The sequence below is a fragment of the Bryocella sp. genome (assembly GCF_058498515.1).
Map to the genome: position 1 here is coordinate 59,348 of NZ_JBMHYI010000060.1, position 20,086 is coordinate 79,433.

Annotated in this window: 12 protein-coding genes; 8 read left to right on the forward strand and 4 right to left on the reverse strand. The window is 58.8% G+C overall.

Features of this window, described 5'->3' with window-relative positions:
* Positions 1-36: 36 nt before the first annotated feature.
* Positions 37-2,181 (reverse strand): glycosyltransferase 87 family protein, encoded by a 2,145-nt coding sequence (locus tag AC5E6W_RS17575; RefSeq protein ID WP_491753632.1) that lies wholly within the window; start codon positions 2,179-2,181, stop codon positions 37-39.
* A gap of 283 nt (positions 2,182-2,464) precedes the next feature.
* Between AC5E6W_RS17575 and AC5E6W_RS17580 the strand changes: the two genes are divergently transcribed.
* The 8 genes from AC5E6W_RS17580 (at position 2,465) to AC5E6W_RS17615 (ending at position 13,187) form a co-directional block, all read left to right on the forward strand.
* Complete coding sequence (locus tag AC5E6W_RS17580; protein ID WP_491753633.1) at positions 2,465-3,973, forward strand: B12-binding domain-containing radical SAM protein; 1,509 nt, start codon at positions 2,465-2,467, stop codon at positions 3,971-3,973.
* 130 nt (positions 3,974-4,103) lie between these two features.
* Positions 4,104-5,534 (forward strand): B12-binding domain-containing radical SAM protein, encoded by a 1,431-nt coding sequence (locus AC5E6W_RS17585; RefSeq protein ID WP_491753634.1) that lies wholly within the window; start codon positions 4,104-4,106, stop codon positions 5,532-5,534.
* Positions 5,535-6,944: a B12-binding domain-containing radical SAM protein gene (locus AC5E6W_RS17590; protein WP_491753635.1), complete on the forward strand. Its 1,410-nt coding sequence runs from the start codon at positions 5,535-5,537 to the stop codon at positions 6,942-6,944.
* On the forward strand, positions 6,944-7,756 hold the full coding sequence (locus AC5E6W_RS17595; RefSeq protein ID WP_491753636.1) for a class I SAM-dependent methyltransferase: 813 nt from the start codon (positions 6,944-6,946) through the stop codon (positions 7,754-7,756). The genes AC5E6W_RS17590 and AC5E6W_RS17595 overlap by 1 nt, the downstream gene beginning before the upstream one ends.
* Positions 7,753-8,745, forward strand: a complete 993-nt coding sequence (locus AC5E6W_RS17600; protein ID WP_491753637.1) for a class I SAM-dependent methyltransferase — start codon at positions 7,753-7,755, stop codon at positions 8,743-8,745. The genes AC5E6W_RS17595 and AC5E6W_RS17600 overlap by 4 nt, the downstream gene beginning before the upstream one ends.
* Entirely contained in the window at positions 8,742-10,205 is a 1,464-nt protein-coding gene (locus AC5E6W_RS17605) for a B12-binding domain-containing radical SAM protein (RefSeq protein WP_491753638.1), read from the forward strand. Before AC5E6W_RS17600 ends, AC5E6W_RS17605 begins: the two co-directional genes overlap by 4 nt.
* A gap of 20 nt (positions 10,206-10,225) precedes the next feature.
* Complete coding sequence (locus AC5E6W_RS17610; protein WP_491753639.1) at positions 10,226-12,169, forward strand: methyltransferase domain-containing protein; 1,944 nt, start codon at positions 10,226-10,228, stop codon at positions 12,167-12,169.
* Entirely contained in the window at positions 12,159-13,187 is a 1,029-nt protein-coding gene (locus AC5E6W_RS17615; protein WP_491753640.1) for a radical SAM protein, read from the forward strand. Before AC5E6W_RS17610 ends, AC5E6W_RS17615 begins: the two co-directional genes overlap by 11 nt.
* 127 nt (positions 13,188-13,314) lie before the next feature.
* Here AC5E6W_RS17615 and AC5E6W_RS17620 read toward each other — a convergent pair whose 3' ends face one another.
* The 3 genes from AC5E6W_RS17620 to AC5E6W_RS17630 form a co-directional block, all read right to left on the reverse strand.
* On the reverse strand, positions 13,315-16,800 hold the full coding sequence (locus AC5E6W_RS17620; RefSeq protein ID WP_491753641.1) for a TonB-dependent receptor: 3,486 nt from the start codon (positions 16,798-16,800) through the stop codon (positions 13,315-13,317).
* 336 nt (positions 16,801-17,136) lie between these two features.
* Positions 17,137-18,789 (reverse strand): carboxylesterase/lipase family protein, encoded by a 1,653-nt coding sequence (locus AC5E6W_RS17625; protein ID WP_491753642.1) that lies wholly within the window; start codon positions 18,787-18,789, stop codon positions 17,137-17,139.
* The gene (locus AC5E6W_RS17630) at positions 18,786-20,072 is read right to left on the reverse strand and encodes a spinster family MFS transporter (protein WP_491753643.1); all 1,287 of its coding nucleotides are present in this window, start codon (positions 20,070-20,072) and stop codon (positions 18,786-18,788) included. The genes AC5E6W_RS17625 and AC5E6W_RS17630 overlap by 4 nt, the downstream gene beginning before the upstream one ends.
* Positions 20,073-20,086 lie beyond the last annotated feature (14 nt).

Sequence of the window (20,086 nt, forward strand, 5' to 3'; positions counted from 1 at the left end):
TCTATGTTGCTGTAACAACCAACTCGGTGCGTCGCTTCATGGGATCACACGCCTCCGAGATGCGGCTGTGAACCACAGGCTGCGGCCGCAGTCGGTGCCATAGACCAGCGTCTTCAAGTCGCTCGCCCAACTCGCTTCAATCTGATTGCAAGGCACGTCGGCTAAGCGTCTGGTTTCGCTGGTGAGTTCGTTACGTAGCCATAGGTTCCAAGCTCCACCCTCGAAATGGCTGTAGGCCAACCAAAGGCCGTCTGGAGAAAGCGCAGGATATCGAGACTCGCCCAGATTCAGCGCGGAGTTCCGATGCGAGCTATCGGTCAGATAGATCTGTGGCGGCCGGCTTCCCTCCGTAGCAGAAAACGCATACTCCCGCTCCGACAGAAACGACGCTTCATAGACATTCAGCTTGGGAGGAGTCAGTACAGTATCCGGCTCTGTAGCAGATTGAAAATTGTGCCTATCGATCAAGCTGCCGCGGCCATGATCGTCGCGCACAAACGCCATGCTCATCCGATCCGCCGACAGCATCGGAGAACGGGCATCCGCGATGATCGCATGCAAGGGATCTCGTAGGTCCACCACATTGGATTGGAGATCGAGAGCTTTCTCCACCCAGGTTCGACCCGAATCAAAGGCAAACCCCAGGTCGTCGTTTGAGGTGAGATCGCCGCGCAAGACGGTCCCCTTTGCCTCTTCCAAGTGGTACCCCGTCGGGGTAAATGCGAGGAAGTCCACCTCTGCATCCGCAACTTTCGGACCTGCCATGAGCAACGCCTGCGTTGGAATTGGAAGCCGGTAGGCGTACTCTTCCCGTGCAGTAGTTTCCCGTCGAAGCGTAGAGCGTGCGCCGAGCACTGCGCTGACAATCAAGACGGCGGCCCAAACGTACCGGCTCCAATCCCGCCGCGAGGAAATGCCCCCCCCATCGACTAACAGCAGAAAATAGATGGCGGCGAGAAGCCCCAGCACCAAGGGCACTCTCGGAACATAAAGCAGAATCGCGGGGCCCCTCATTCGCTCGGGCACCCCCAAAGGAAACCCGATTCCGATATAGGCGATGACTAACACGATGAGCCACCCATAGCGCTTCTGCTCCAGGAGCATAGCGGCCAACACGCACACCGGGAACGCAAGGAGCAGGAAGTTATAGGAAGCGGGTATGGTGGAGATCGCCAGCGAGGCCACCAGTAACGCTGACCACTCCAGCATGATGCGGCGTCGGTTCAGGGCTCTTAGGTCGATCAGCAATATTGCCGGCGCCAACGCAAGCAGCGGTAGGGTGGGTTGGAGCAGCGAGTACCACAACACAGAGTTGTGCCAGGGGTGTGGGTTCCACTGCGGTTCCGAGAGAAATAGATAGTGCAGAACGCTGGAGATAGAGGCGCTCGCCATCGCATACGGTGGAAGGCCCTCCCCGTGAAGAGTCCAGGGTAGGATTTCCTGCAAATAAGTACGATGCACGGTCCATCCAAAGATGGCAATGGACGCTGCCATCGCCGCGATCCCGGTAACTGCGCCAGCAAACAGCGCCCGCCACGCTTGGCGCTGCAGAAACCAAACGAAGAAGAGCACCGGAAAGATCTTGCAAACGGCAGCCACGGAGATCAACCCACCCGCCAGCACTGGCTTCTCCGCGAGATAGGCCCAACACGCTGCCACAATCAGTAGAAGCAGCAACACGTAGAACTGGCCATATAGAAGATTCCGATGCAGTGGGAAGCTCAACGCGAAGGCTAGCCCAACCCGCCGATACGGCAACCCCGTCATGGAGTGCAATAACCAGCAAAGGGGCGCCAGCAGCGCAAGATTCACGAGGATCCAAACGTGCTTGGCCGCAAGCGGCGGCAATTGCGTCAGAGGCCACATAAACAGCGTGGAGATTGGAGTGATCGGTAGAAGACCGATTACGTTGACATCTACAGCTCGATGATCTTTCTCACGCTGCAGCCACACCCACTCATACATGCGGCTGGTATCGAAGCCTTCGCGGGCCAACCTCGCCGACATGTAGTAGTTTGGGAAATCCGTATTCAGCTTGCCCCATGCGCGCGGTAGCGTATGCACTCCCAGGTAGAGAAGCAGGAGCAACAGGACACCACGCTCTAGCCAGCACACAACACGTGCGTTTCGGGAATGAATCACCTCCTCATCGTTCACGGAGAGGCATCGGGCGATTGTCATTAGCCTGTCATTCTGCGGTCATTCGATTGTTGCCCGCGCTGCTCCGATAGTCGCGCGGCCTAAAAGCGGTCTGTCCGGCCCCCTCCTCTGCGATGCGCACTAGCTCGCGAACTCGCCATCGAGGACGGTGGCGATCTTCGCCAGCCTGGCGAAACATACCGCGATACCATGCGCTCCGGAACCGCTCTTATTCCCCGCAACAAGATGACACTTAGTCGACAATCTGGTGACAATCTGGCTCGCCCCTACTGGCTATCCTTGCCAAAGTATCGGCGGCCATCACATGCGTACATCACGAAAAATTGTCTTCTTTTTCCCGTCGTTCGCAAGCTCCGAAGCAACGGCTCCGCTTGGGATTCTGGCGGTGGCGACCCCCCTGATTCGCGCCGGTTTCGAGATCGTCTTGATCGACTCGACCATCACTCCAGACTTCAAGAAGCGCGTCCTGGAAGAGGTGAAAGACGCTCTGTGTCTGGGTGTTTCGCTGGTGACGGGCCCGATGATCCGCGAAACGGTGGAGATCGCCAAAGCAGTCAAAGCATGGGATCCGGACTTTCCGGTGGTGCTGGGCGGCTGGCATCCTTCCTTGCTCCCGAAGCAGACTCTCGAAGCGCCTTACCTCGACTACATCGTTCGTGGACAGGGCGAAGATGCCTTCTTGGAACTCGTGCAGCACCTCCAGGCCGGTTCTGCTCCCGACTTCGTCGCAGGCATCGGCTTCAAGCGCGATGGCAAGCTGATTATGACTCCCGAGCGAGCGCTGCGCCCACTGGCTGAAATGCCGCCGAAAGCCTACCAGATCGCCGACTTCGATGCCTACGAACGCAAGTGCGGACGCCGCTGGGCGATGTATACCTCCAGCCTTGCGTGCCCCTTCAACTGCGCTTACTGCACCAACGCCGGCGTCTACGGGCGCAAATGGAACGCCCTATCCCCGGAACAGTTCGTCGAAGAGACCGTAGACTTGAGCCGCCGCTATGCGCTTGAAATGATCTGGGTCGTCGACGACAACTTCCTCGTGGATATGGATCGCGCTCGCGGAATCGCGGAAGGATTGGTTCGCGAAAACTCGCACTTCCAGTGGAGCATTCAAGCGACCAGCAACGTGGTCGCACGGCTTACCCCGGAAGATCTACGCATGCTGCACCGCGCCGGACTCCAGCAGATTTGCCAGGGTGTGGACTCCGGCTCGCCCACCGTGCTGAAAGCGATGAACAAGGACTGGCAGGATTTCGAATCCATTTACGAGAGCGCAGCCCGCTGCCTGGAAGCCGGAATCCGCCCCTCCTTCAACATCATCTTCGCTTTCCCGGGAGAAGGCCGAAAGGAACGGCGAGAAACCATCGACTTCATGATGAGCGTCTGCCGGAGGTTTCCCGGCGCTGAGTTCTGGACCAACATCTTTACGCCCTACCCAGGCTCGCCGATCTTCTCCAAAGCGACCGACCTCGGAATCGAGCTCCCAGCCACGCTCGAAGCCTGGGCGGACTACTTTCCGCGTTACACGCGCCTTCCATGGCTCGACGGGAAGGAGCACACTCGCCTGCAGGTCACGCGCGACTATCTCAGGGTGGCCTTCGATCGCATCCCTATCGGTGCCGACAATCGCGGCAAGATCACGCGCATCGTGCAGAAGGGCATCTCACTTCCCGCGCGATGGCGACTCGATCACGACATGTATCACGCGCCCGTGGAACTGTGGCTCAACAACAAGCTGAAGCGCTACACCGCGATGAAACCCGCAGTTGACGCGAAACGTCTGGCGAATACGCCGGCAGAGGCCGCGTGCTAAGCCTTGATTGCCATCTGGCGCGCACGGTTGGCCGCCGCCCAAGTGGCTCGAAGTTCAGAGGTGACTCTTGGTAGACATTCTCCTCACCCACTCCTATCACCTGCCGTACGACCAGAAGCAGGTTCGGAAGATGCAGCCCTATCGTCCGCTCGGCACTTTATATGCGGCCGCCGCTCTTCGTGCGTCCGGATTTTCCGTAGCGCTATTCGACACGATGCTGCTGAATCCAGAAAAGGAGTTCGCCACCTTCCTGGAGGAACACAACCCGCGCACGGTAGTCATCTACGAAGACGACTTCAACTTCCTTACGAAGATGTGCCTTACTCGGATGAGAGAGGTCGCATGGCACATCACCGAGGTCGCCAAGCAACGTCACCTTCCTGTCGTCGTTCACGGCTCGGATGCAACCGATCACCCAGACCTTTTTCTCAGCCACGGAGCCGACTACGTGTTGCGCGGTGAAGCCGAGCAGACGCTGGTCGAACTCTGCAGCGGCCTGCTCCAGCAAGGTCCATCGGCAGAGATCACTGGCCTCGTGCACTCCGGCACCAACGGCAAGGCCATCTACAGTACGCAGTCACTCTCACAGAATCCGGATTGGACGGCGTTACCACAGCCGCCGAAGGACTTGATAGATTTTGCTCCCTACCGCAATGCCTGGGTGGAGGCGCATGGATACTTCTCCGTCAACATGGTTTCGAGCCGAGGTTGTCCCTATCACTGCAACTGGTGCGCAAAACCGATTTCCGGCAATAAGTTCCACTTGCGTTCTGCCTTGACCGTGGCGGAAGAGATGCGGCAACTCAAGGTTGAGGCACATGCCGACCATATCTGGTTCGGCGACGATGTGTTCGCGCTGAACCGGCACTGGGTGCAGGAGTTCGCTTCGGAAGTCACCCGCAGGGACGCCGCGCTCCCCTTCAAAATCCAGTCCCGTGCCGATCTTATGAGCGAAGAGACGGTAGCGGCGCTCCGAATGGCGGGCTGTGCGGAGATTTGGATGGGCGTTGAGTCGGGTTCGCAGAAGATCCTCGATGCCATGGACAAGGGCCTCCGGCTCTCAACTGTCCGAACCGCTCGGCAACGTTTAAAAGAAGCAGGCATTCGGGCATGCTACTTCCTGCAGTTCGGCTATCCCAGCGAAGATTGGCAGGACCTGCAGGAGACGATCGCCTTCGTCCGCAGCACCCGACCCGATGACATCGGCATATCGTTCTCATATCCGCTTCCCGGAACGGTCTTCTACGAACGCGTCCAGGCCCAGCTCGGCGCCAAGCGTAATTGGGCCGACAGCGATGACCTTTGCATCATGTTCCAGGCCGAGTACACGGGTGAGTTTTACCGCGCAGTTCGTAATGCGCTGCACGCCGAAGTCGACACCTGGAACTCCTCCAACAAAGACGCGGATTCTGTGACTCGCCTATGGGACGAAGTCTTCGCCCTTGAGCCATCCAGCAGAAATCCCAACGCACTCGTTCTGCCCACGGAGTCCATAGCCGACACAGCGCAGCTGACCAATTTCATCTCCATCCATCAACTAACCGGGACAACGGGGGTATAAATGCAGGAATTGCTCCTCACTCACGGCTATTTCCTCTTTGAAGATCCCAAGGAGCGGCAGATCATGAAGCCCTACGCTCCGTTAGGCATCCTCTATCTTTGCTCGCATCTCCGCAACCGCGGCTTCGATGTCGACGTGTTCGATACCACCTTCTCCAGCCGCGAAGACTTGTTCAAGCACCTGCGCTCGGAGAAGCCTTCAGTGCTCGGCATCTATGCAAACCTCATGACCCGCAGCAACGTCGTCGAGATCTTGGCCGTCGCCCTCGAAGCCGGCTGGACAACGGTCGTCGGCGGTCCCGAGCCCGGTGCCTACACGCTTGAGTATCTCCAGGCAGGCGCACGATTCGTCATCGCCGGCGAGGGCGAAGTGACGATGGAGGAGTTGCTGCTCGCGCTGCGCAGCGGCGAACACGACTTCGCCAAGGTCGCCGGCCTTTCGTATCTCGATTCCGATGGGAACTTCCATCAGAATCCGCCGCGCGGTCAGATTCAGGATCTCGATCTACAACCTTGGCCCGCACGCGGCGCCATCAACCTCCATCGCTATGTGGATACGTGGCGAACCCATCACGGCAATGGGTCGGTGAACTTCATCACGGCACGCGGCTGCCCCTTCCGCTGCAACTGGTGCAGTCATCAGGTCTACGGACAGTCGCACCGTAGACGCGACCCCATCAAGGTCGTCGACGAAGTAGAGTGGCTCCTCGGAGAGTATCGCCCAGATATGGTCTGGGTCTCCGACGACGTCTTCACGATCAACCACGCCTGGTTGCGGAGTTATGCCGCTGAGATGAAACAACGCGGCATCCGAATTCCCTTCGAGTGCATCTCACGCGCCGACCGCCTCAGTCCCGAGATGATGGACATCCTCGCAGAGCTTGGCTGCTTCCGCATGTGGATCGGCTCGGAGAGCGGATCCCAGCGCATCCTCGACGCCATGGACCGCGGCGTCAAGATCGACCAGGTGCATAAGGCCGTGGAAATGTGCCGCGAGCGAGGCATTCAGAGCGGAATGTTCCTGATGTGGGGTTACGAAGGAGAAGATCTCGACGACATCGAGGCGACCATTCAGCATGTCAGCGCCTCCAAGCCCGACATCTTCTTCACCACGGTTTCCTACCCTATCAAGGGAACGCCCTATTACAACCGCATTGCTTCCCGTCTAATTCAGATCGGGCCATGGGGAAAGACCTCCGATCGCGAGCTGAAGATCGAAGGCCGCCACTCTCGAGCCTTCTACGCGCACGCCGACAAAGTGTTGCGCGACGAAGTCGCCCTGGCCCGCATGCTCAACAACCCGAGCGCCCCCCAGCAGGCGATCGATCCGCACGAAGCCACCCTGCTGCGGCAGAACATCGCAATCGAGCGTGCCGCCTTGCTTGCCACATACGCCGAGGTGGAGCAGTAATGCTGAACACTCTCGATGACGCAGCCGCCGGCCTCGCGTTCGACCGCCTGTCTGCTGCTTACGATTCGCTCTTCACTTTCTCCGCGATCGGAAGGTCGCAGCGAGAGGTCGTGTGGAAACACGCGCTGAACGTGTTCGCCAAGGGTAGCCACATTCTCGAACTGAACTGCGGCACAGGAGAGGATGCTCTGTTCCTTGCTGGAGCAGGAATGACCGTCACTGCGTGCGATGCATCGCTGGGCATGATCGACCGGGCTCGTCATAAAATTGCTGCCGAGGCGTCCGGAGCTCGCATTGCCCTCTTCGCATTGCGCAGCGAAGAGATTGGCAGCCTGGACGAATCGTTGCGCTTCGACGGCGTCTTCTCGAACTTCTCCGGCCTGAATTGCGTCTGTGACCTCAACAGCGTGGCACAACAGCTTGCCGGACGGCTCGATCCGGGAGCCCCGCTCCTGCTCTGCCTTTCCACCCGCTATTGCCTCTGGGAAGTCGCCTACTTCCTCCTTCGTGGAGATCCCCGCAAGGCCTTACGTCGCTGGACGGGCGTTTCTCAGGCGCGTTTTGGCGACCTTGAGTTCCCGGTTTACTATCCCACCGTCGCTCAATTTTGTCGCGCTTTCTCGCCCCATTTCCGTCTCGTCTCGACCACCGGCATCGGCATCGCGGTACCGCCCTCCTACGTTGAAACATGGATGGCACGCCACCCGGGTCTGCTGAAGCTCCTCGGCAATATCGATGACGTCGTGCGCTCCTCACCGTTGTTTCGCACCTGCGGCGACCACATGTTATTGCATCTGGAAAAGGTGGGATGATGCAAAGCGCCATCAAACAACCCACCATCACCTCCGCTGTCACGATCGCTGGATTACACCCCCAGTGTTCGCGTTGTGGCAGCTCTCAATTGTCCTCACAAGATCAAGGCCAGCAAGGGCTGGCCTGCGTCAACTGCGGTTTCCACCTGGATTTGGACCAGGGAATATGGCGAGCATTGCCTGAAGACAGGCTGACATATTACTCGCAATTCATCGCCGACTATGAAAGGATTCGCGCCGCCGAGGGCCGCGGCAGCGAGAGCGCCCAGTATTACCTGTCGCTGCCTTATGTGGATACTTCAGGCCGCAACCAGACGCAATGGACGATCAGGGCTCGCACCTTTTCCTATCTCGTGAAACGCATCTTCCCGCAACTCGCGGCCGCGGCAGGCATCGGCGCGCGCGTTCTGGATGTGGGCGCCGGCAACGGGTGGATGAGTTATCGCCTCGCGCAAATGGGCTTTCGTCCCGTAGCCGTCGATCTCTTGATCAACGACCAGGACGGGTTGGGAGCCGCGGAACACTTTCGCAATCATCTGCCCGAGATGTTTGTGCGCGTACAAGCAGAGAGCACGCGACTTCCATTCGCTTCGGGCCAGTTCGATGCCGTGATCTTCAACGCCTCTTTCCACTATGCGGAGAATTTCGAGGCCAGCCTCTTAGAGGCGCTTCGCTGCTTGAGGCCGGGCGGCGTCATCATCATCGCTGACTCGCCCTGGTACTCACGGGAGGGTAGCGGCGAACAAATGCTCGTCGAGCGGCGAGCAGCGTTCCTATCGCGCTTCGGCACGCGTTCGAACTCCATTTCCAGCCTCGAATTTCTTACCGATGCCAGGCTTAACCAACTTGAGCAGGCGCTGCATCTTCAATTGAATCGTCATGCTCCCTTCTACGGTCTGCGGTGGATGCTGCGGCCCTCGATCGCACGCTTGCGCGGTCGCCGTGAACCTGCGCGTTTCCGTATCTATATCGCCAGGAAAACCTCATGATTCTCCTCTTCCATCCACGCGCCACGAAGCCTCGCAACTGCCGCCTCCCGCTCGCGGTGATGGCCCTAGCGGCCGTCCTTGAAGGTCGCGAAGAGTACGAGATCGTCGACGGCAACCTCGAAGATAACCCGGTCGAAGCCATCCTGAAGCTGATTGATGCGCATCCTGTCGAACTGCTGGGCGTATCGACCATGCCGGGCCCGCAGATGGTTGCCGCCATGGAAACCTCGCGCGAGATTCGCAAACTCCGTCCCCACGTGAAGATCGTCTGGGGCGGCTACTTCCCATCGATCTACCCGGACGCAACGCTGAACGCCAAATATGTCGACTATGCGGTGCGCGGCCAGGGCGAGGACACGCTACTCGAGTTGATCGACGCCATCCGCGGCAAGCGCACGCTTGAGTCGATCCGCGGACTTTCGTACAAGGACACCTTCGGTCTGCATCGCAGCAACGCCGAGCGACCGATGAAAGGGCCGGACAGCTTCCCCTGGTCGCCGTTTCATCGCTTGCCGGTGGAGAAGTACCTGCGACCCTCCTTCTTCGGCAAGCGTACCGCAGTGCATCATGCCAGCATTGGGTGCCCCTTCAACTGCAGCTTCTGCGGCGTCCACGCGGCCTACGGCCGCGACGAAAAGATGGAGTCCCCCGAGCGCACCGTCGAAATCCTCAAGCATCTGATCGATCGCTACGGTGCCGACTCCGTTCAGTTCTACGACATGAACTTCTTCCTCCGCGAAGATCACGCTCGCAAGCTCTGTGAGCTCATGATTCCGCTCAATCTCCGCTGGTGGTGCGAAGGCCGTGTCGACATCATGTCTCGCTACTCTGACGAAACGATGGCCGCTATCGCCAAGGCCGGTTGCACGATGATCTTCTTTGGCGCCGAGTCCGGTTCCGACTGGGCACTCGAGGAGATGCAAAAGGGTATCACCACAGATCAAACTGTGACGATGGCCAGGCGCACCCGCGAATTCGGAATCATTCCCGAGTTTTCGTTCGTCGTCGGCAATCCCAAAGATCCGGAACGCGACACGCGCGAGACGCTGAGCTTTATCCGAAAGCTGAAACGCATCAATCCCGATTCCGAAATCATCGTCCAGCACTACACACCCACCCCGCAGAAAGGATCGATGTATGGCGATGTCGACGACAAGATCTCGTTCCCCGATAACCCCGCCGAGTGGGCCACAAAGCGCTGGATGGACTTTACGCTGCGTATCGACACCAGCTCCCCGTGGTTGAAGCCCACAACGAAAACGCTCATCGACGACTTCGAGCTTGTAGTTGCCTCGCGCTGGCCGACAGTGCAGGACATACGTGCCCCCAAGTGGAGCCGCATCTTGCTCAAGACTCTGAGCGCATGGCGCTACACGCTGAAGGTCTACAGCCATCCCGTCGAGCTTGAGTGGGCTCACAGCTTCATTAATCTTCGCAAACCCAAGCGGGAGAGCCTGTGAACCCATCCAACGAGTTCGCAATGACACCAGACAACGCGGGCGCCTTTGCGGCCTGGGCGGAAGTTTACGACCAACAGGCCAACCCGCTCCTCTCGCTGGAAGAGCGCTATCTCGCGCGTCTGCTGCCGGAGTGCAAAGCGAGACATGTCCTCGATGTAGGCTGCGGCACCGGACGCTGGCTGACACGTCTCGCGCGCTGCGAACCGGCCTCGCTCCTTGGAATGGACAGCTCCGCGAGGATGCTTGACCTCGCCCAGGCGAAGCAGCTTCCCAACACTGCACTCCAGTACGGCGCACTTCCTTCTCTCCCCGTTCCATCCTCTAGTGCCGATCTCGTACTGGCTTCGTTCGTGATGAGCTACGTTGAAGACCTTGGACGAACCGCAGCAGAACTGGCGCGTGTCACGCGAGCAAATGGCGACCTCTTCATCTCCGACCTGCACCCGCAAACCTCTGTCGCCCTCGGTTGGAAGCGGGGCTTCGATGCAGACGGACAGAGCTTTCGCCTGACAACGCAAACGTGGCCACTCACGCGCTTGATCGAAGAATTCACTTCGAACGGCTTCGGCCTGGCAGCACACATCGAACCTCCCTTCGAAGAGCCGGAGTACGCGCTGTTCCAGGCTCGCTGTAAAGAAGAAGCTTGGCGGCAAGCTACTGGCAAGCCTGCAATCTACATGCTTCATCTGCGCAGGCTTCCTCTCGCCACACCCCGCCCGGTCACGCCGGTCTCCACGGGTGCGCTCTCGCTGCAAGACGCACAATGCGCCCTTGGTGCAAGGGAACGCCTAACTGCATCAGTGAGCGTCGATCGCGGATCGGTCGCCTCCATCACTGGGGAAGCATCACCACGGGCCGGCAACACGCCCAGCATCGATCTCCGCGGCTACCTTCTCTTGCCCGGACTCGTGAACTCGCACGACCATCTGGAGTTTGCGTTGTTTCCTCGGTTGGGGTCGCCTCCTTACCAGAACACCACACAGTGGGCGCATGATATCCGGGCTAATGCAGAGGAGACGATCGCTCTCCACAGACAGGTCCCGAAAGACATTCGGCTCTCGTGGGGCGGCATTCGCAACCTGCTCTGCGGTGCGACCACCGTATGCCAACACAATCCGTTGCATGCAGCTCTTCAGGACGATGGCTTCCCCGTTCGTGTAGTGGCAAACTACGGCTGGGAGCACTCGCTCACATTCGCAAAGGACATTCCTGGCGCACTGCAGCGCACCAGCGCCGGCCACCCGTTCTTCATTCACGCTTGTGAAGGCATTGACGACGCCTCCGCTGAGGAGCTCAGCGCGCTCGACGACATCGGCGTTCTGAATGAACGCAGCATTCTCGTTCACGGTCTGGCGCTCGATGACCAAGGTACGGATCTGCTGAATGCCCGCCGCTCTGCGCTGGTCATCTGTCCCTCATCGAATCAGTTCCTTTTTCAAAAGACGCACACCTTGGAACGCTTGCGCTCCATCGAGCGTCTCGCCCTCGGCAGCGACTCCCCTCTCACCGCCAATGGCGACCTCCTCGACGAGCTTCGCTTCGCTCACGCCGCGTGCGGTCTCGGAGCCGATGAACTCTACGGCATGGTCACGGACCGGGCCGCGGACATTGTGCGGCTCGATCGCGGCGAAGGCACGCTGCGCGTCGGCGCCGTGGCGGACTTCATCGCAATCGAGGCCCGCCCAGGGACCCCTGCGGAAGTACTCGCCGGAGCGAGTTGGCGCGACGTCGAACTGGTGTGCGTGGGTGGCCGCGTCCATCTCGCATCACAGAACATCATCGCCCGCCTGTCGCCGGAGCTCAGACAAGGCCTCGCCCCTCTTATGGTCGAAGACACGCTTCGCTGGCTTCGTGCCCCCATATCCGCGCTGCTTCAGGCCGCCGAGAACGTTCTTGGAATAGGCAATGTCCGTGTCGGCGGTCTGCGTGCTTCGCGCGCTGACGGGTGGCTCGATGCCAGTTGAACTCACGTCATCGCTTCGGCCAACGCTTACCCTGCCGCACAAGCTCCACTCTCTGCCAATCCTGTTGCTGAACGTGCATGAGAACTGCAACTGCCGCTGCTTCATGTGCGACATCTGGAAGCGACCGCCAGGAGCGGAACTTGATTCAGAGATCTTTACGCGTCACCACGACTCCATCCAAGCCCTCGGTGTCCGTCAGGTCGTGCTGACCGGTGGAGAACCTTTACTCCACTCGAACTTTGACGCGCTATGCAGCTTTCTCAAGAGCTGCGGCGTCCGTGTCACGCTGCTGTCGACAGGTCTGCTCATTGCCAAGCACGCAGAAAGCATAGCGGCGGGAGTCGATGAAGTCATTATTTCCATCGATGGTCCGGAGGCAGTCCACGACCAGATACGGCGCGTGAAGCGCGGCTTCGACCTCATCCGCCTCGGTGTATCCGAGCTACGCCGCCATCGGCCAAACATGCCCATTCAGGCCCGCAGCACCGTGCAACGCGCCAACTTCGCATTCCTGCGCGAAACTGTGACAGCGGCAATGCGCATAGGCTTCGATTCCATTTCGTTTCTCGCAACCGACGTCTCCTCCCACGCATTCAATCGAGAGCTCATCTGGCCTGGAGAGCGGCAGAACGAAGTCGCTCTCTCCAGTTCAGAAATTGCCGGCCTCGACGCTGAGATCGAACTGCTCATCGATCAGTTCAGTGTGGAGATCGCTTCGCGCTACATCGTGGAGTCGCCTGCGAAGCTGCGCCGCATCGCCCGCCGATTTCGCGAGCACCTGGGAGAGCTGCCGCCGGAATCGCCCCTCTGCAACGCTCCTTGGGTTTCCGCCGTGATGGAGATCGACGGATCCATTCGTCCCTGCTTCTTTCATCGCAAGATTGGGAGCGTGGTAAGTGTGTCGCTCGAGGAGGCCATCAACTCCGAAGAAGCGCAGGAGTTCCGCCGCACTCTGGACGTTGCCCGAAACCCAACGTGCCAGCGATGTGTCTGCTCGCTCAACTACTCGCGAGCATAGCCCGAGCAGGTGCGGCTGGTCGTTGCCGGCCTTCCCCATTGAAGCCTCGAGACTCTCTTCACAGATTGATTCGCCTTTTCCGGCCTGGACCGCCCGTGCAAGATGGCAGCAGAGATCATTGTGATCGTCAGAACGCAAACCTCAGTGCGAATTGAATGATTCTCGGATTCGTGCTCATCGAGGTGATCTGGCCGAAGGACGTTCCCGAGGGAGCATAGGAAAGGTTCGGCAGGTAGAAGTTCGGGTGGTTGGTGGCATTGAAGAAATCCGTGCGGAACTGCACATTCGAGCCGTCCTTGGGCCAACTCAGCTGTACGGCCTTGATGATCGAGATATCGGCATTGATCTGTCCAGGTCCCCGCAGAATCCCATTGGGAACATTGCCGAACCCGGTGGCAACACCGTCGTTGCCGATTACGGCAGGGGTCGTAAGGCAAGCGGTGTTGATGTAGTCGTTCACTCGTTGACTTGCCGATCCCTTGGTCGCGAGGCTGTTCTTGTTGCATCCCGCAGCGTAGCTCGGCCGATCGCCGTTAATCCCGTACACGTTGTTCGGGTTGTTGTAGCCGATGCTCACCTGCTGACCGTCCTGCGCCACGATCACGGTCGCGGCAGTCCATCCGCCGAGTGTTTCTCCCACAAAAGAATGGGCGTTCCCGGGGGTAGGCAGGTGATAAAGCGCCGACAGTACGAAGCGCTGTGGGCGGATGTAGGGTTCCGGGCCATAACCAGCGCTGTGAGCATGCAGATTGTTCTGATCGCCGCTCGGACCGTACTCGTTCGACCCGAGGGTGAAACCGGGCACGGGCGTCAGAAGTTGCGCCAGCGTGTAAGACGCCTGATATTGAAGCTTGTTTTTGTAGTTCTGTGATAGCGATACTTGCAGAGAATCGTACCAAGCTTGGCCCTCGGTTCCGAATTCATACATCGAGGCCGTCGTCCATCCCAAATAGGGTGCGCGCTGCGCGACGTTTGCTACCGTGTTTGTCGTTACGCCGCGGATCGGGTTCGATGGCGACGCAAGATTCGCCTGGTTGATCGACCTGCCCAGAATTTCATGTAAGCCACGCGCTCCGGCGTAGGCGACGTCCAGGACCGCGCCGCTCGGGATCTTCGTTTGCAGACCAAGGCTGTAATGATAGACCGACGAAGGCCGGAAGTCCTGCGCGAGGGAATCCAGTGTCTGTGTAGTTGTCGGGGAATACGGTGTGAAGGAAGGCAATACCGGAGACGGCGCGAAGGGCGCAGCATCGGTCGCATACGCGTTCTGCGTCCCGATCAGGGTGCGGAAACCGCCGAAGGGCTGCTCCGAAGAAAGTTGCACATTCAACTGCCCTTCAGGTGTCGCGTGGTAGAGGCCTATGCCACCCCGAAGATCGAAGCGATCGGAACCGGGCAGCAGCCAGGAAAATCCGAAGCGCGGGTTGATGGTGTCCTGCCCTTGCCCCTTAATCCCGAAGGTGTTACTTCCCTTGACCACTCCGGTGGGGAGAGCGGCGGAGCCATGGTAGTTCGAGGCAACTTCGTAACCGGCGTAACTGCCGCCCGCAGGAGGATTGGGATCGATGTCGGCCACGATTACATTGCCGGTGAGCCCACGGGCTTCACCAAGATCGCCGATGTGGTCATAGCGTAGGCCCAGGTTGAGTGTAAGGCGCTTGGTGATGGAGTAGTTATCCTGGATATAAGCGTCGGCATCCTTGTAGCGCCAATCGCGGACTTTATCTCCTACACTGTCCGCCGACTCATAGATGTTGCTGTAGGGAATCCCATAGGGCGCGTAACTCTGTCCAATCAGGAAATCCGCCCACGTCAGTGGAATGACATACGCCTCATAGTTGAACTTCTGCATATGGTCACGCCCGTAGGCGAAACCGCCGCCGAAGGTGAGACCATGCTTTCCCTTAACCCAGGATAGAGCGTCCGCGATGTTGTACTCTTCCTCGAAAAATGCCAGGGCTGAAGAGGTACCGGTCTCGAAGCCATCATCGGCAATCAAAATGTTGGGAAACGCGTTCTCGTCTGGAGGAACACTCATGCCCAGGCTCGAAAACGTGAACCCATCGTTGTAGTCCTGATTCGAAGTCGTCCGGTGCATCCCGAGCAGGAACTGATTTACTAAGTGTGGACTAATAACAAAGGTTTCGCCGATCGAGGCCACGTCGAAGCGCTCCGGCGTGAAGAGTGGAAAGCCTTCCGTGCTGAAGATCGTGGTCGATTCCTGGTTGCTGATCGCGTTAAAGTAGCGAACCTGGAGCTTGTTGCGCTCGGAGTACAGGTAGTCGCCGTCGACCACGAATTGATCTTCATTGAAGAATCCGGGGCTGCTCAGGAACGAAGACCCCTGGACTTCGAGCGACTTGCTCCTGTCGATCGTCTGCGGTGTCGGGATGAGGTATTGGCCGTTGGGCAGCTTTGTCTGGAGCAGCGCCGCAGCTTGCGGAGCGATGTTCGAGCCGTTGGCGAGGATGGTGCCGAAGGCCGGGCCAAGATAGCCGTAATCACCCGCAAAGGTCGCTCCCAGTCCTGCCAGTGAACGGTCGTTCGTCAGCGGCGGAAGATTGTCGAATTTGTGGTTAGTTGGATCAAGGCCGTTCTCCTGCCTCGTTCCCTGATAGGAACCGAAGAGCAGGAGCTTGTTCTTAATGACTGGACCACTTGCGGTAAAGCCAAATTGGTTTTGCCGCAGAACAGGACGTCGCTGACCCTGACGCTTTGCAAACCAATCGTTGGCGTTCAAATCTTCATTGCGCAAAAACTCGAACACTGTTCCATGAATCTGGCTGGTACCGCCCTTCGTGATGACGTCCACGTCGGCTCCGGCGTCGCGGCCTGAGGTGGCGTCAAAAAGGGTGGTTTGCACCTTGAACTCCTGGATGGCATCGGGATTGGGCACAGGGATGCCCGCCGTAAATCCAGCGGAACTCTGGATGTCATTGACCGGGAGCCCATTCATCTCGAAGTTGTTATCAACCGAAGTGCCGCCCTGGCTGATAATGCTGCCACCTGCGGGGCTGCCCGGTGCACTGCCACCGCCTCTTCCCTCCTGGCCCGCGTTGTTGACCTCCTGGGACACGCCTGGGTTCAAGCCGACGATCTGCGTGTAGTTCCGCGTCACCAGGGGCAGATTCTCCACCATCTCGGCGTCCGTCACGCGCCCTAATTGACTGGATTCCGTCTCCAGATCCACGCTCGAAGAGACCACGGTCATCGTCTCTGTCACCGTGCCCAACTCCATTCGTATGTTCAGTGCCGTTGTCTCCGCAACGATCACCTGCACGTCTGGCGAGGACGCCACTTTGAAGCCCTGTTTCGTGGCTTCGAGCGTATATTGCCCCGGCGGAAGCAGAGAGAGGCGGTACTGTCCGTGAGAGTCAGTCCGAGCGGTCTGCGCGTAGCCCGTCGCAAGTTCCCTCACCTTGACCTCGGCATCCGCCAGCATCGCCGTGGTGGGGTCCGTGATTGCGCCACTGATGGCGCCGGTTCCACCGGTCTGCGCAGAAAGGCAACCGCACACAGAAAATAAGCAGCATAAGACGAGCGCGATGAGTGCGGAACGGTTGTTCGACGCAAATTGCTTTTGGGCGGATTTCATCATGTGGGGATAACGCATCTACTTCGCCTCTTCGAATGTGGCCTCTTCAAATCTGGCGAATAGTAAAGAAATAAAAGTAGGACAGGACAGGTTCTGAGGAGACATTTTCATGTCATTTACCGACACCGCGCCTGCAAAAGAAACTCGATCGCTTTTGGCAGCTAAGTCGACAGAGCATAGCGGGTCGGACCGACGTCGAACGACGCGTCGGTGTGGCGACTCCGGCACAAATTCCCCAAGCCAAACGTGTACAGAAGGGCTTTGCGACAACGAACTCCTATCCCTTCTCGAAAGAGGTTTCATCCACACGGCGATTCACCACTCTGGCTGCAGCGGCCTGCACCGTTCATCGCATCATGGCTCGCACTGCGCCTGCTGAGGCGGAAGTTTGGGTGAATACAAGCCAACATTCCAGATCCATGCAATCTCCCCGCTCGCGCGACGCCGACAGACAACTTCTTCATTGAACTCATACATGCCTGGCAGGAGATGATCGGATGGCCTCGGACCTTCTTCGAACGCCATGTAGGCGCCCGTGGGTCCGAACACCGGCCAGTCCGGTTCACCGGCTGCCTGTGGCTGGCCCGTCCGCGCGAAGGAGGTCCAATAACCAATCATCGCGTCCGAGAGCTTCCGCTGCTGCGGCGTGTCAGGAACCTTTGGCCAGAGCGGCGGTGTCGCACCGAACGTCCCGAAGACATAGGGCAGTTCGCTGGCATGAAAGCCGTGCAGATTAGCGGTCTCTTCAGCCGGATAGCCATGATCGAAGAAGTAGAGGAACGATGGCTGCCCGACCGCTGTTTGTTTTCTCACCAACCGCTGCGCCGTCCATCCATACAGACCATCTCGCGTGGTCGCCAGGATGCTCTCCTGCATGTTGGTGCTGGGATAAAGCTGCAGGAATTCCTTGGCGAGATCGAGATACCGGTCGCGAATGATAGCCTCATACTCTGCGGCACTCGCAGGAGGAGGTGGGGCGAGAACCCGCAACGATCGGATCTCTCCGCTGTTGAACCCAGCGAGCAGCGGCACATGCGACTGTTCGCCACGATCGAAGACATCGACCAGTTGACGCAGCATCAGGTGCCCATCGATCGTGCCCCACGGCGCATACCCGGCTGGCGGCGCAGCATTCGTCAGCGTAGAGGCATCCATTGCCCGCATCGCCGCGATATTTGGAGCTTTGAGCGCGACAGCCAGATGCGTTCCACTCTCTTCGGCGGAGGCCGAGCCGAAGCTGCGCTGCTTCAGTTCGGGCGTGGAGATCATGTACGCGCTCTCCAGAATGGCCTTCGCGAACAAACCTTGCGCGGGAGGCGAAGCCATCAGGTACATGACGCTGAGCGCCCCTGCTGATTCTCCTGCAATCGTTACATTTGAAGGATCTCCACCGAAAGCACCGATATTGCGCCGAACCCACTGCAGTGCCTCGATCTGGTCGAGCAAACCATAATTGCCCGACACCCCCAACGGCGACTCACGGCTGAGATCGGGATGCGCAAGCCACCCCAGAACACCCAGACGATAGTTGATTGAGACCACAACGATGCCCCGATCCGCCAACCGCGAGCCGTCATTGAGCGGATCCCTGCTCGATCCCGAAGTGAGAGCGCCGCCGTGTATCCACAAAAGAACTGGCGCATTGTGTGTTTCTTTGGGCGTCCAAACATTCAGCGTGAGGCAATCCTCGCTCATCGGCATCGGATCGGTCACATACACGCTTGAGAGTTTGGATGTCGGCTGGAAACATGCCGGCCCGAAGCTAATTGCCCTTCGGACACCCGGCCACCGCGGCATCGGGATAGGTGGCTTCCATCGCGCCGTGCCAACCGGCGGCAACGCATAAGGAATGCCTTTAAACTCACGAAGATTGCCTTCGATCTTGCCCTCGATAACGCCCGCCGGAGCGTCTACGATCGGATGGCCTTTCTCGGCACCATGCAAAGGCATGGGACTGATGCTGACCGCGACTGCGGTCCACATAAGCAAACGACGAAATAGGATCATTGGACTATATCTCCATCGGAACGGGATTCATTTCGAAGTACGCGCGCCAATGCCAGGAAGAGCAAGACCGCCACAACATACAAAGGCGCGAGCAGGTACAGTGCGATCTGCAACGAGTGATGAGGATGGATTGCGTGGAAATGGTCGCTGGCCGCACCCACAAAAGTGGGGCCAAGACCAAGGCCGATTAGGTTCATGATCAGCAGGAGTAGTGCGCCCGACATGACGCGTTGATCTGGCCTGACTTCCTCCTGCACCAATGTCACCGCCGACGTGAGATAGAAGTAATTCAGAAACATCGTAAGGGTGAGGAAGATCAATGCGAGTCGCCAGGTGGGCGACCAGACAAACGCAAGATAAAACGGCAGAGCAAGACTCAGCGAAGCCGCGGGCACCAGGGCATACGCCTGTTTCGAACGCCGTGTGAACCGGTCGATCAACGGGCCGGCGGCGAAGATTCCTCCACCCATCCCGATTGCGACAACCAGCGCGTAATATACGGCGACCTGGTTGAGCTTCATCCCTTTTTCACGCATGAGAAAGAGAACTGCAAAATTTGTCAGACCATAGGTGATGAATTGGTTAGCTCCGCTGGCGAGTGCCACAAGCATCAGCGATGGCCGAGTGACGAACATTGCCAGTGTCTGCCCGAATCCCGCCTTGCTTCCGCCCCCCGGGTGGGACGTCCGATCCAGGCCTCCGCGGCGGGGTTCCGGCACCAGGACGACAACGCCGATCGCCACAAAGAGACCGGCCGCGCCCAGAAACACAAAGGCATAGCGCCAGCTGAAAGCAGCAGCGATCGAAGCACCGAAGGCGATGCCCAGCGCCGCTCCAATCGGTGGTCCGAGGTTGTAGAGGCCCAACGCTCTGCCGCGACGACCGGGTGGAAAATAGTCGCAGATGATCGAATACGATGGGGGAACACCGCCGGCCTCCCCGAAGCCCACCGTCATATAGCCGATGGCGAACTGCAGATAGTTAGCCGCGCCGCCACAACACATGATTGCCGCACTCCAGATCGCACAAGCGATCGCTAGGACCTTCGATCTGTTCGTCTTATCAGCAAGCCACCCCACGGGAATCGAGATGCTGCAATAGAAGAGCGCAAAGTAAAGGCCGCCAATACGTCCCAGCTGACCGTCCGATACATGCAGGCTGTCCTGGATGGGCTTCGCAAGAATTCCTGGCAATTGCCGGGAGAGGAAGTTCAGGACATACACCAAACAAAGCATGCCAAGCGCAATCCAGGCGCGCCGCCCCGGTGGCGCTGGTTGTTGCACAGTCTCCTCAACGG

Excerpts from the sequence above, each read along its gene's own strand:
- AC5E6W_RS17575 (WP_491753632.1), bottom strand. The coding sequence starts at position 2,181 with ATGACAATCGCCCGATGCCTCTCCGTGAACGATGAGGAGGTGATTCAT.
- AC5E6W_RS17580 (WP_491753633.1), top strand. The coding sequence starts at position 2,465 with ATGCGTACATCACGAAAAATTGTCTTCTTTTTCCCGTCGTTCGCAAGC.
- AC5E6W_RS17585 (WP_491753634.1), top strand. The coding sequence starts at position 4,104 with ATGCAGCCCTATCGTCCGCTCGGCACTTTATATGCGGCCGCCGCTCTT.
- AC5E6W_RS17590 (WP_491753635.1), top strand. The coding sequence starts at position 5,535 with ATGCAGGAATTGCTCCTCACTCACGGCTATTTCCTCTTTGAAGATCCC.
- AC5E6W_RS17595 (WP_491753636.1), top strand. The coding sequence starts at position 6,944 with ATGCTGAACACTCTCGATGACGCAGCCGCCGGCCTCGCGTTCGACCGC.
- AC5E6W_RS17600 (WP_491753637.1), top strand. The coding sequence starts at position 7,753 with ATGATGCAAAGCGCCATCAAACAACCCACCATCACCTCCGCTGTCACG.
- AC5E6W_RS17605 (WP_491753638.1), top strand. The coding sequence starts at position 8,742 with ATGATTCTCCTCTTCCATCCACGCGCCACGAAGCCTCGCAACTGCCGC.
- AC5E6W_RS17610 (WP_491753639.1), top strand. The coding sequence starts at position 10,226 with ATGACACCAGACAACGCGGGCGCCTTTGCGGCCTGGGCGGAAGTTTAC.
- AC5E6W_RS17615 (WP_491753640.1), top strand. The coding sequence starts at position 12,159 with ATGCCAGTTGAACTCACGTCATCGCTTCGGCCAACGCTTACCCTGCCG.
- AC5E6W_RS17620 (WP_491753641.1), bottom strand. The coding sequence starts at position 16,800 with ATGCGTTATCCCCACATGATGAAATCCGCCCAAAAGCAATTTGCGTCG.
- AC5E6W_RS17625 (WP_491753642.1), bottom strand. The coding sequence starts at position 18,789 with ATGATCCTATTTCGTCGTTTGCTTATGTGGACCGCAGTCGCGGTCAGC.